Consider the following 11846-nt stretch of genomic DNA (forward strand, 5'->3'; position numbering starts at 1 on the left):
CACCCCACCCGGGATGGTTCCCGGTGCGCCACCGTTCCATCCGTACGGGCGGAGCGCTGAGGCGGGGCGCATCGGGGTTTCTCCACCCCCGCCCTCCCATCCCCGTCCCCGACGAATTCGCCCCTCTTCGCGCAGTTCCCCGCGCCCCTTGAAGGGCCTTTCGTTCCTGTCGGGGCGTTTGGTGCGGAGTTCGGGTGCCGCGCCGGTCGGGGGTGGCTTCGCCGGCGAGGCGGCGGGGCACCGGGTCGGTCATGGCGAGGCGGACCATGGCTTCGGAGCGGTGCGGGAGGGCTTCGTCGTCGCGGGCCGGGCGGCGGTGGTGGTGCATCAGCGTCCGGGGCGAGGAGGAAGCTTCCGTCCTCACAGCCGCACTCATCGCGGCGGAAAGCCGGTCCTCCGTCGAGTACTGCCGTGTGCGTGCCGGTCGCGGCCACGTCCACCGGCCGAGGCCCTCCTGCGCCGGCCCCGTGCGGGGTGGATGCCTCCTATTCGGGGCGGCCGTCGGCGAGCCACTGGGCGAGGCCGCGCAGTCCGACCGCCCACCGCCCCAGGTCGGTGACCTCGGCGTGCCCGGTGACGACGGTGAGCAACTCGGCCACCGCCTCGTCCGGCCGCCGGGCGTCGTTGAGTGTCAGAGCACGGAAGACGCGTACGGAGTCCGAGCCGGGGAACTCCCTGCGGGCGCGGTCGAGCACCGCCAGCGACTCGTCCAACTCGCCCAGCCACCTCAGGGTGCTGGCGTACTGGCACAGGCACCGGCGCAGGACGTCACCGTCGAGGCCGAGGGCGAGCGCCCGCTCGTAGTAGCCGCGGGCGGTCTCCTCCTGGCCCGCGGTGTCGTAGGCGCCCCCCACCTCGTATGTGAGGACCGGGTGACCAGGGTGTTCGGCAAGCAGCGCCTGGAAGTAGGCGATCGTCGGCGCCATGTTCGCCCGGTCGCGCTGGTCGTAGCCGCGCTGGATCGCCTCGGCCAGTTCGGGCGTCACGTCGGTCGTCACTGCTGCGCCCCCCATGCGTACGACGGGTCCGAAGACCGGCTCACCATAGCGCGGCCCCGTCCGCGGGCGCCCGCCTGTGGGCCGGCACGGCACCGGCGGCGCCGGCGTCCGTGCTCGGCGGGGGCACGTTCCCCGGCAGATGCGGATACCCGCTTCGTCGAGGGCGGGCTGCCGTCAGCTACCGATCGTGACGAACGACGCCCCGGTTTCCCGCGTCCGCGAGTCCATTCCACGCCGGCCGCTTGCATCCGCTCCGGCGCCTCCCCGGGCGCCGAGGCGGCCATCGCCGGACTCTCGTTCCGCAGGCGGTCCGCCGCTCGTCCGCAGGCGGCGGGACAGTCCGGCTGCGGCTCAGGCCACCGTCCTCCCGGTCAAGCCCCGCCCCGGGCCGGGGCGGCCTGTGGTGCGCAGGCACCAGAACGGACGAGGGCCTGGTCCGGTCGCACCAGGCCAGGACGGCCGCGGGGAACGATGCCCGCCAGGGCGCCGGAGGGAAGTGTGGGAGGCGCGCGAAACCTCGCGCGTTCCTCTCGTCCAGTGGTGTCTGGAGTGATCAGCGGATGGCGACTTGTCTCTACCGAATCGGACGGTGGGCCTTCCGGCGGCGCCGGCTCGTGGGTGGTCTGCGGCCGGGTGTCCCGGTGCCGGCTGGAGCCGCCATGGCACCGGCCGGGGAGGGGGAGAACCTCCCCGTGCCCGGTACCGGGTCGCAGAAGGCGTTCGACCTGCCGGGCGAGCGCCGATGAAAACGACGCCCGTGTCCGAAGCCGTGGTCTCCCCGGTCCGCCTCGGGTGGCTGCCGATCGGTGCTCTCGGCATCCTGGCGCTCGCCCTCGGCGCCCTGCAGTCAGTGGTGGAGCCCGCGCTCCCGATGCTGCAACGCGAGCTGGGGGTCAGTCCCGCCGAAGGGGCTCTGATCGGCAACGCGTTACTCGTCACCGGCGCTGTCATCGCCCCCGTCGCGGGCAAACTCGGCGACCGCTACGGCGGGAAGCGGGTGCTGGTCCGGCTGATGGCCGTGGTCTCGGCCGGTGGTCTGATGGCCGCTCTGGCGCCGAACCTGCCGGTGTTGCTGCTCGGTCAGGTACTGCAGGGCGTCATGGTGGGTGCGCTGCCCCTCTCCTTCATCCTGGTGCGCAAACACCTCACGGCAGGAGAGTCACAGGCAGCGATCGGGCTGGTCGTCGCGCTGTTCACGGGCGGCAGCATGGTGGGCGTGCTGTTGGCCGGCCCGATCGCGGAAGGACTGTCCTGGCAGTGGATGTTCGCGCTGCCGACGATCGCGATCATTGCGACGACGTCGGTCGTGGCTCGGCTGGTGCCGCACGATCCGCCGATCCGGTCGGACGGCGGGATCGACTGGCCCGGCACGGTTCTGCTGAGCGGCATGCTGCTCGCGTTCATGCTCGGGCTCGTGATGGTGACGGGGGGCGACGGCGTGCCGCCACTCGCAGTTGGTGCCATCGCGGTGGTCGTGGCCGCCCTCGCGACCGGGTGGGTCGTCGTCGAGCGCCGGGCGGCCTCGCCGATGGTCGACCTACGGATGCTGGCGAAGCCCGCGATGTGGAACGCGTGTGTGCTCACCCTCATCATCACCGCCGGTTCCGGAATGGTCCTCTTCCTCCTCCCGCAGTTGTTCGCGGTGTCGGCCGACGGGTACGGCTTCGGAGCCGACACCACCGACATCGGACTGTTCCTGCTGCCCGGCGCCGTCGCCGGGGCGGTGAGCGATTCGGTCGGCGGGGTCGCGGCGCGGCGCTTCGGCCCGCGTGCCGTGGTCCTCGTGGGCGCCGTCGTCACGGCGTCCACGATGATCGCCCTGGCGTCGCTGCACACCGCGGAGTGGCAGCTCGTCCTCGCGAAAGTGCTGACCGCGTTCGCCGCGGGCGTCGGTACCACGGCGCTGCTTGCCGGCACCGCCACCACCGTCGAGGCCAAGGACGTCGGCATCGCCACCGGCCTGCTCGTGGTCACTCGCGTGATCGGCGTCGCCCTGGGCGTCCAGGTCGCCGGCGCGATCCTCGATGCCGGGGCCGAGCCGGTGACGGGCCGGCCGACTGAATCGGCCTTCGTCACGGGGTTCGCCGTTGCCGGCCTCGTCGCCGCGCTGCCACTGCTCGTTGTCCGTTTCACGAGAAGAGGAGTTCGGGCATGACGCCGACCGGCCTGTCGACGAACGTGAGCGCCACCGCGAAGCGCAAAGTCCTGATCTCCGGGGCCGGTGTCTCCGGACCCGCGCTGGCGTACTGGCTGCACCGGTCCGGATGCGCGGTCACAGTGGTGGAGAAGGCGGGCGCGCTGCGCGACGGTGGTTACCCGATCGACGTCCGCGGTACCGCGACGGAGGTGGTCCGGCGGATGGGGATACTGCCGCAATTGCAGGACGCGCAGGTCGGCTCGCGTCGCTGCACCTTCCTCAACGCCGACGGCAGCGAAGCGGCCTCGCTCACCCCGCGTGCCGTTGCAGGCGGTGTCGAGGGGCAGGATCTCGAGGTGCGCCGCGGGGACCTGGCCGCGATCCTCCACGCGGTGGTCCGCGACGACGTGGAATTCCTGTTCGACGACTCCATCGACACCCTCGACCAGTCCGGACAAGGCGTCGACGTCGCCTTCCGCGGTGGGCAACGGCGCACGTTCGACCTGGTGGTCGGCGCCGACGGTGTGCACTCCCACACCCGGGGGTCCCTGTTCGGCCCCGAAGAGCGGTTCCACCGCTATCTCGGCCACTGCTTCGCCATATTCACCATGCCGAACGCCTTCGGACTCTCCCGCGAGGTCATGGTGTGGAACACACCGGGGAGAGCCGCGGCTCTCTACGCCGTCGGGGACGATGAGGATCTGCACGCCTTCCTGACCTTCCACCGGCCGGAACCGCCGGTCGACGCCCTCCGGGACCCTGACGCCCAGCGGGACCTGGTCGCCGCGGCCTTCGCGGGCGCGGGATGGGAGGTCCCCGGCATGGTCGACGCCATGCGCGACGCGGACGACCTGTTCTTCGACACGGCCGGTCAGATCCGCATGCCCCGCTGGTCCAGCGGCCGCGTCGCGCTCGTCGGCGACGCGGCGTACGCACCCTCGTTCCTCACCGGACAGGGCACAAGCCTCGCACTGGTGGGTGCCTACATGCTCGCCAACGCCCTGGCCGTGAACCGGGACCACACCGCGGCCTTCGCCGCGTACGAACGCGACACGCGCGGGTTCACAGCCGTGAACCAGGCGCTGGCCGACAACGGCGCGGCCACGCTCCTCCCCACCACGGCGCGGGCCCTGGAGCAACGCAACGCCATGCTGCGCGGCCTCGTCACCATGCCCTCCGCGACGGCGCGACCGGCCCACTCGGCCCTTGCGCTGCCCGGATTCGCCCCGCTGCTGTGACCCAGCACGTCAGCCGGGCCCCTCCGTTGCCGCTGGTCAACGGCGTGGGTGCGGGAGGCGTCCCGGGACGGCGCGGGGGCCGGGACGGTCTTGGCGGACCGTCCCGCGAGGGGTTCTCGGCGCCGGACTACGACAGGCGGTCGGCGCCGCCGTCGGGGGCGGCCTGGGCCAGGCCCGTCCGGTAGGCGATGACGACGAGTTGCGCCCGGTCGCGGGCCTCCAGCTTCGTCATGGCGCGCTGTACGTGGGCGCGGACGGTGAAGGGGCTGAGGAACATCCGCTCGGCGATTTCCCGGTTGGACAGGCCGGTCGCGACCAGAGCCACCATCTCGCGTTCACGCGGGGTGAGCGCGGCGAGCTGCTCGGAGCGGCGCGGCGGAACCGCCTCCGGTGTGGCCAGGAAACGGGCGACCAGGGAGCGGGTGGCGGCGGGGGACAGAAGGGTTTCGCCGCCGGCGACGGTGCGCACGGCGTCCGCCAGGTCCTCGGCCCCGATGCCCTTGCCGATGAAGCCGCCGGCCCCCGCACGCAGCGCCTGAGCGACGTACTCGTCGGTCTCGTACGTGGTGAGGATCAGTATGCGGGTGGCGCGCAGTTCCGGGTCCGCGCAGATCTCCGATGTGGCGGCGAGACCGTCCACCTCGGGCATGCGGATGTCCATGACGACCACGTCCGGGCGCAGCTCCCGGGTGAGCCTGACCGCCTCCCTGCCGTCGCCGGCCTCGCCGACCACGGTGATGTCGTCGGCGCTGTCGAGGAGCATCCGGAAGGCACCGCGCAGCAGGGCCTGGTCGTCGGCGAGGAGCACCCTGAGCGTCACGGCGTGTCCCCGGCCTCTCCGTCGCCTGTCCGTCCGTCGCCCGTCCGTCCGTCGCCTGTCGCTCCGTCGGTCATCCGTCCTCCCTCGGTGGTTGTTGCTCCGTCGGTGTTCCGTTTCGTGCTCCTGACGGGCGGGAGGGGCAGCCGGGCGGAGACGAGGAAGCCGCCCTCCGGGTGCCTGCCCGCGAAGAGGTGTCCCCCGACCGCGGTGGCGCGTTCGCGCATCCCGATCAGACCGTAACCGGGCGGACGGTCCGCCGCTGTGGACCCACTCGGTCCCGTGGACGAGGCCGGCGCCGTACGGGAGTCCCTGCCCCCGTCGGCGACGGTGATGGTCACGCGATCGCGGTCCCAGACGAGGCGCACCCGAGCGTTACCGGTACCGGCGTGTTTGGTCACGTTGGTCAGGGCCTCCTGGATGATGCGGTAGGCGGTGAGGTCCACTCCGGGCGGCAGCGGCCTGGCCGTGCCCTCGTGGTGCACCGACACCTCCAGACCCGCGCGGCGGAAGGACTCGAGGAGCGCGGGAAGCCGGGACAGCCCGGGCGCCGGTTCGGCGGGCGTGGCCGCGTCCCCGGACTGACGCAGCAGGCCGACCGTGGCCCGCAGTTCGTCGAGCGCGTCGGCGGTGGTCTCCACGAGTTCCCCGAGGCTCTTGCGGGTCTGCTCCGGGCGGGCGTCGAAGAGGTGGGCGGCGACCGTGGCCTGGGCGTTGGCCAGGGTGATCTGGTGGGCCACGAGGTCGTGCAGTTCCCGGGCGATGCGCACCCGTTCCTCGGCCACTCTCCGGCGCGCCTCGCCGTCCCTGCTCTCCTCGGCCCGCCGGGCCCGCTCCTCCACGGCTGCCAGGTAGGCCCGCCGGTTGCGCACCGAGTGACCGAGTACGCCGGCCACCAGCGGGGAGACCGCCACCACTCCCATCCTGCTCGCGTCCTTCCACGAGAAGTCCCCGAACGAGGGGATGGAGGCGGCCAGCGCCGCGGAAGCGAGCAACACCGCGCTCGCCGCGCGCCGTTCGGTGCGCGCGGCGAGCGCGTGGGAGTAGGCGCTCACCACGGCGGGGGCCACGATGAGCGGGGTGAGGAGGAGGCCCAGGGGCGGCACCAGCACGCCGACCGCGGTCGTGGCCGCCAGGGCGGCCAGGGGCGCCCGGTGCCGCATGGGCAGCGCGGCACAGGACACCACGGCGATGACGTAGGCGGCGGCAGGCGGTGCCGACAGCGTGTCGTCGACCTGCATCACCCCGCCGAGCAGGCAGAACGCGAACGCCGTCGCCGTGACCACTGCCTCTCGCCACCACGCGCCGCGTGGTCGCGGGCCACCGCCACCCGGGTTCGTCATGGCCGGCTCAGTCCCGGCCGACGGGAAGCCGCCGCACCGCTGCGCCGGGCCCGGTCGCGGAGGCCGGGACACGCCTGCTCAGCGCCTCATCCTCGATGTCGGCATTCGGCAGCACACGGTCCAGGATACGAGGCGGCCACCGGGCCCGGTGGCCGAGCAGTGCCAGGACCGCGGGTGCGATCGCCGTCCGGCCATGAGGGCGTGGAAGGCGGCGGCCAGACCGACGCCCACCGCCCGGGCCGACGCCCATCGTCCGGCCGGTCGGGCTGTGTTCGTCCCGGTGAATCCGGCGAACACGCTGATCGTGACGACCGCCGCCGCAGCCACCACACGTCCGCTGTGGTGCGGGGCGCCCGGAGGTGGGGTTTACAGGCCGTCTCATTTGGTGTGGTCGATAGTCTGCGGGTGTGACGATCGTGGAACGACTGGTGCCGGACGAGCCGTGGGAACTGTTCCAGCGAGTGGTGCCACCCGCCCCGACCCGGCCGCAGGGCAGCGGCCGCCGCCGGCACGGCGACCGCGAGGTCCTGGCGGCGATCATCTTCGTGGCCACCTCCGGCTGCACCTGGCAGCAACTGCCGTCGGCGTCCTTCGGCCCGTCCGGGGCCACGGCCCACCGGCGGTTCGCCGAGTGGACCCGGGCCCGGGTGTGGGCCGGGCTCCACCGCCTGGCCCTGGACGAACTCGGCGCCCGCGACGAGCTGGACTGGACCCGCTGCGCGATCGACTCGGTGACCATGCGGGCCCTGAAAAAGGGGAGCTGACCGGCCCGAACCGAAGTGGATCGAGGCGCGTACGATTCGAAGATCCACCTGATCACCGACCGGTCCGGTCCGCCCCTCCCGGTGGGCATCTTCGGAGCCGACACCCACGACAGCCAGGCCCTCGTCCCGCTGGTGAAGGGCATCCCGCCGATCAGCTCCCGTCGCGGACCGAGGCGCCGCAGGCCCGCCAGGCCGCACGACGACAAGGGCCACGACCACGCCCACCTGCGACGATGGCTCCGCAGCAGGGGCATCACCCCTTGCGCATCGCCCGCAAGGGCGTCGACTCCTCCGAGCGGCTGGGACCGCACCGCTGGAGAATCGAGCGAACCTTCGCCTGGCTCGCCGGCCGCCGCCGACTCCACCGCCACTACGAACGCACAGCCGGCCACTTCCCCGTCTTCGCCGGCATCGCCTGCACCCTCATCTGCTACCGCCGACTCGCCGAATGAGATGACCTGTTACGGGAGGACGATGTTGCGGCCGGGTCCGCCTTCGAGGGTGTCCTTTCCGGTGCCACCGCAGACGAGGTCGTCGCCGCCTTCGCCGTGCAGCGTGTCGTTGCCGGGGCCGCCGAGGATGATGTCGCGGCCGTCCCCGCCCATGACGTGGTCGTCGCCGGGGCCGGCGTACACGAGGTCGTCGCCGCCGTACGCCTCGATCATGTCGTCGCCCCGGCCGCCCCACATCCGCTGGTTGCTGCTGTCACCCATCAGGTGGTCCATGCCGTCGCCGCCGTACAGGGCTGCGGGTCCCATGACCATGTCGTTCCCCGCGTCGCCCCGCACCGTGCGTGCGGTGTGGGCGTGCAGTTCGTCGTCGCCGGGGCCGCCGCTGACGGTGCCGATTCCGGGGGTGAAGGCGGCGATCGTGTCGTCGCCGTCGCCGAGGAAGACGTCGATCCTGTCGGGCCGGGAGCTGTCGGCGGGCAGTTCGCAGACGACGGAGGTGGTGTCCTCGGCTCTGGAGTACGCACAGTGGTCGCCCGGTTCGAGCGGGACCACGTCGCTGAAGCCGATCCGCCGGATCCCGTCGCTGGTGTACATGGAGAATATGTTGAGGTTGTTGGCCTGCCCTGCAGCGGCGGTGAAGACGATCGACTGAGTTGTCCAGTCGGCTCCGACGCGGGCCTTCGCCTCGGAGGCGGTGGCGGCGGCTGCCGGGCCGACGGCGAGGCCGGCGGTTAACAGGGTCACGGCGACCGCGCTGACGGCGGCTCGGTTTCGGTTCATGAGACCTCATCTCGGTGGAGTGACGGTGGACCGACCTGCTTGGCGTGGTGCTGCCGGGGACCGGGCGGCCCCGGTCGTAAGGGCAGTCTCCCCTGCTGGTCCGGATTCACGAGACCACGGATTGACGCGGCGTCATGATAAGCCGATGTCCCCCCGGATGTGCCGGGTGTGATGGTTGGGTTTCTTGGCCACACATGTTCCCGGTGTGGCCGTGGCGGGGTTCGCTGGCTCGATCCTGGCTCAGCGAAGGCGAGTTGGCCGGCGCAGTCGATGGTTGGGGTTGCCGGGGGAGCGGGAGGCGGTTGCCCAGGTGCGAGCGGGGGAGCCATCACCAGTGGGGAACCGGCGACGGCCGAGCCGCAGCCCATGCCGCCCGCTCACCGCGGGGCAGCCCCGTCCGGAACGGCCGTGTCAGCAGACGTGGAACGGGCCCGGGTGTGATCAGCCGGGCCTTTTCTCCGTGGCCTGGCCGGCGGTCCAGGGAGGTGTTCCGGCACCTGGTTCGCGAGCGTCCTGGGGCCGCGGCGGCGGCCCAGGTGCGTTGGAGCGTACCGAGACCGATCTGCGTTGCCGGCGGTTTTCCTCGCTACGGCATCCATGCCCCACTGCCGTCGGTTCGGATCCGAGGAGTACGCACGTTCCCGCTGCGTGCCGTCGGCCGCGTTCCCCACCCGATGCGCCATACAGTCACAGCTCCTACCAGGCAACCTGCCCGGCGAGGCCGACTCGGGTGTACGGAAGAGCACCATCGGGACCCGGGATCTCGCGTGTTGTGGAACCGGACAGCCCTCACGGCGGAACCAGGTCCCGTTGCCATGCCGCGAACGCCTCTCCCCGGCATCGCCCCGCACGCCGGTCCGGGCCACATCCTCGCTTCCCGGTCCCGGGAATGGTTCTGACTCCCGACTCACGGCAGATTCCCTGCTCGTCGCCCCCCTGTAACCAACTTCGTTTGTGTCATTGACATTTCACTCAGAAGACGTACTGTTGGGAGCGCTCCCATGGTGCTTCGCAACTGGAAGGAGTTCCCCCCACATGCGCAAGCAGAGCCCATTAACCGGGCGTCCCCGGTCGGCCCTCCGCAGGCCTCTCCAGACGCTCGTCATGCTGTTCGCCGTGGTCGTCGGCGCACTGACCTGGTCGGCCCCCGCTCAGGCTCACGGCACCATCGTCAACCCCGCCTCCCGCGCGTACCAGTGCTGGAAGACGTGGGGCAGCAACCACACGAGCCCGGCCATGCAGACCGAAGACCCCATGTGTTATCAGGCGTTCCAGGCCAACCCTGACACCATGTGGAACTGGATGAGCGCGCTCCGCGACGGCCTCGGTGGTCAGTTCCAGGCGCGGACCCCCGACGGGACGCTCTGCAGCAACAACCTCTCGAGGAACGCCAGCCTGAACAGGCCCGGGGCGTGGAAGATGACCAACGTCAGCAACAACTTCACGGTCCATCTGTACGACCAGGCGTCCCACGGTGCCGACTACTTCAGGGTCTACGTGAGCAAGCAGGGCTTCAACCCCAAGACCCAGACCCTGGGCTGGGGCAACCTCGACTTCATCACGCAGACCGGCCGCTTCGCCCCGGCACAGGACATCAGGTTCAACGTCAACACCTCCGGCTACACCGGACACCACATCCTGTTCGTGATCTGGCAGGCCTCGCACCTCGACCAGGCCTACATGTGGTGCAGCGACGTGAACTTCGGCTGAGCCGGAGAGCGCCGCACACGGCACCGGCCTCTGCCGGGCGCCGGTAACCCGCCGCCAGGCCGGCCGAGCCCCGTCGGGGCAGGGACCCATTCGGGCACCCTGCCCCGACGGGGCTCCCTGCGTTCCTGGTGTGAACACGCCCGATCGCGCGGCAGCCGCACGGTACCGGCTCCCCACCGTCTTGTTGTGTGTGTGTGGGGGTGGGGGGTGGGGGAGCGCGGTTGGGTGCGGGTCGGTGGCCGGGTGGGCGGGTGTGGGTTGGGTGGTGTGGGGCGGCTGTATGGGTGTGGGGGTGTGTTTTAGGTGGCGCGGGTGGCCGTCCATCTGGTGAGGTCGCCCGCGATCTGGTGGGTGCTGGTTTCGACGCTGAGGTCGTGTTCACGGCGCTCGCTGTCACGGCGGACGATCTCGTAGCCGCCCTGGTCGAGCACGGCGACGGAGGCGAACCAGGCGGGGTCATCCTGGTCGGGCTGGATGATGACGAAGGTGTTGTTCGTGTCGTTCAGATCGTCGATCAGCATGAACAGGGCGTCCTCGGACGGGTCGTCGATGTGGTCGCCGTTCTCGCTGTCCGCGCAGTAGTACTCGGCGGCCGCGGGCCCTCCCGGTCCTGCAGGTGCTCGGTATCCGGAGGCCAGCATGGCACGGCCGTGCGGCCGGCCGGTGCGTCACAGCCACTGATGGATCGCTGCGATGTGGACGGTCGCCTCGGGCCGGGTCGCGGGTTTGTCGTGGTGGGTGGGCGCCGTCTGGTGTTGCTTGAGGCGGCTGGTCCCGTACTCGGCCGTGTGTCGGGTCTGTGGTCCTGGGGGTCGGAGGCGGGGGGCGGCCACCGGCGGCGCTCTGGCGTTTTCGGTTGCGGATCTGGTTGTTGGGTTGCGGGATCGTGTACCTGATCCCGCGCCTGCGCGGGTGGGCGTGGTTCGCGTGGGGGGGGGTGTGTCTTGTCGTGCCGTGCCCGCGGTGGGCGGTGTGGTGGTCTGCCCGGTCCGGTCCTGGGGGCCTGGATCGGACCCGGGGCCGGGGTCGGGCTGTCGCCCTGCTGTCCGGCGGTGGGCAACGGTGACGGGGGTTTCTGTCCCTGCTCGCGTGTCGGGTGGGTCTTTGTGGTGGGCCCGCCCCGCGACCGGCCAGGCCCATGATCGCCCGGCTCGGCGCGGATCCCGCCGGGGGGTTCCTTCTGTCCGGTGCCGTTCCGGCGGGCGTCGGGCATGTGTTGATGAGTCCGGCAGGCGGTGGGGTCGATGTTGAGTTGCCGGGTGATCGGCTCGGTGGCGTCCGCTCTGGCCTGCGGCGGTGTCGGCGGTCGGGTCCGTACATCCTGTCGCTGTCGGTGCCGAAGCGGTTCGTGGAGAGTCTGCCGGGGTGCGTACTCGGACGGCGGATCACGCCAGGGAGTCCCTGTCCGTGCCCGCCGTCGCGCACCGTCCACCGGCCGCCGGCGCGGTGGCCTGCGACGCACGCCCGCCGCAGGCGACGACGACTCCGGCACCGACCACTGCCTGTCAGGGAGATCTCCACGCTCCGCGCTGTGGTCGGGGGGTGTCGGTCGAGGTGTTGGTGTGGGGGTGTTGGTTTGCGGGTTCTTCTGGGTGGGTGTGGGTGGG

The 11846-nt window shown here is 71.6% G+C and carries 8 protein-coding genes and 4 pseudogenes; 5 read left to right on the plus strand and 7 right to left on the minus strand.

Annotation, left to right across the window (positions count from 1 at the left end; translation table 11 throughout):
* Positions 1 to 211: 211 nt before the first annotated feature.
* Positions 212 to 319: pseudogene (locus tag QC029_RS31095) on the minus strand (IS5/IS1182 family transposase); the annotation flags it as partial.
* 166 nt (positions 320 to 485) lie between these two features.
* The gene (locus tag QC029_RS11905) at positions 486 to 998 is read right to left on the minus strand and encodes a tetratricopeptide repeat protein (RefSeq protein WP_279555555.1); all 513 of its coding nucleotides are present in this window, start codon (positions 996 to 998) and stop codon (positions 486 to 488) included.
* Positions 999 to 1558: 560 nt separating this feature from the next.
* Here QC029_RS11905 and QC029_RS11910 point away from each other — a divergent pair.
* From QC029_RS11910 to QC029_RS11920, 3 genes and pseudogenes are all read left to right on the plus strand, one after another.
* Positions 1559 to 1738: pseudogene (locus QC029_RS11910) on the plus strand (hypothetical protein); the annotation flags it as partial.
* A gap of 2 nt (positions 1739 to 1740) precedes the next feature.
* Positions 1741 to 3153, plus strand: coding sequence for an MFS transporter (locus QC029_RS11915; protein ID WP_279555556.1), 1413 nt, complete (start codon positions 1741 to 1743; stop codon positions 3151 to 3153).
* A complete protein-coding gene (locus QC029_RS11920; RefSeq protein WP_279555557.1) occupies positions 3150 to 4373 on the plus strand; it encodes an FAD-dependent monooxygenase in 1224 nt (407 codons plus the stop codon). The genes QC029_RS11915 and QC029_RS11920 overlap by 4 nt, the downstream gene beginning before the upstream one ends.
* Before the next feature lie 127 nt (positions 4374 to 4500).
* Here QC029_RS11920 and QC029_RS11925 read toward each other — a convergent pair whose 3' ends face one another.
* The 3 genes and pseudogenes from QC029_RS11925 to QC029_RS11935 form a co-directional block, all read right to left on the minus strand.
* Positions 4501 to 5193 (minus strand): response regulator transcription factor, encoded by a 693-nt coding sequence (locus tag QC029_RS11925; RefSeq protein WP_279555558.1) that lies wholly within the window; start codon positions 5191 to 5193, stop codon positions 4501 to 4503.
* Positions 5190 to 6533 (minus strand): sensor histidine kinase, encoded by a 1344-nt coding sequence (locus QC029_RS11930; RefSeq protein ID WP_279555559.1) that lies wholly within the window; start codon positions 6531 to 6533, stop codon positions 5190 to 5192. The genes QC029_RS11925 and QC029_RS11930 overlap by 4 nt, the downstream gene beginning before the upstream one ends.
* Before the next feature lie 7 nt (positions 6534 to 6540).
* Positions 6541 to 6875, minus strand: a pseudogene (locus QC029_RS11935) (MMPL family transporter); the annotation flags it as partial.
* A 65-nt stretch (positions 6876 to 6940) separates the two neighbouring features.
* Between QC029_RS11935 and QC029_RS11940 the strand changes: the two are divergent.
* Positions 6941 to 7749 (plus strand): annotated as a pseudogene (locus QC029_RS11940) (IS5 family transposase).
* A 9-nt stretch (positions 7750 to 7758) separates the two neighbouring features.
* Here QC029_RS11940 and QC029_RS11945 read toward each other — a convergent pair.
* Positions 7759 to 8529: a calcium-binding protein gene (locus QC029_RS11945; RefSeq protein ID WP_279555560.1), complete on the minus strand. Its 771-nt coding sequence runs from the start codon at positions 8527 to 8529 to the stop codon at positions 7759 to 7761.
* Between the two features lie 1104 nt (positions 8530 to 9633).
* Between QC029_RS11945 and QC029_RS11955 the strand changes: the two genes are divergently transcribed.
* Entirely contained in the window at positions 9634 to 10239 is a 606-nt protein-coding gene (locus QC029_RS11955) for a lytic polysaccharide monooxygenase (RefSeq protein ID WP_279555567.1), read from the plus strand.
* Positions 10240 to 10538: 299 nt separating this feature from the next.
* Here the strand turns inward: QC029_RS11955 and QC029_RS11960 are convergent, their stop codons facing one another.
* Positions 10539 to 10880, minus strand: a complete 342-nt coding sequence (locus QC029_RS11960) for a hypothetical protein (RefSeq protein WP_279555561.1) — start codon at positions 10878 to 10880, stop codon at positions 10539 to 10541.
* Between the last annotated feature and the right edge of the window lie 966 nt (positions 10881 to 11846).

The organism is Streptomyces sp. DH37 (genome assembly GCF_029813835.1).
Lineage (GTDB): Bacteria > Actinomycetota > Actinomycetes > Streptomycetales > Streptomycetaceae > Streptomyces.

Bases quoted from the DNA above. Each gene is read 5' to 3' on its own strand.
- QC029_RS11915 (WP_279555556.1), top strand. From the start codon at position 1,741: ATGAAAACGACGCCCGTGTCCGAAGCCGTGGTCTCCCCGGTCCGCCTC.
- QC029_RS11920 (WP_279555557.1), top strand. From the start codon at position 3,150: ATGACGCCGACCGGCCTGTCGACGAACGTGAGCGCCACCGCGAAGCGC.
- QC029_RS11930 (WP_279555559.1), bottom strand. From the start codon at position 6,533: ATGACGAACCCGGGTGGCGGTGGCCCGCGACCACGCGGCGCGTGGTGG.
- QC029_RS11945 (WP_279555560.1), bottom strand. From the start codon at position 8,529: ATGAACCGAAACCGAGCCGCCGTCAGCGCGGTCGCCGTGACCCTGTTA.
- QC029_RS11955 (WP_279555567.1), top strand. From the start codon at position 9,634: ATGCTGTTCGCCGTGGTCGTCGGCGCACTGACCTGGTCGGCCCCCGCT.
- QC029_RS11960 (WP_279555561.1), bottom strand. From the start codon at position 10,880: ATGCTGGCCTCCGGATACCGAGCACCTGCAGGACCGGGAGGGCCCGCG.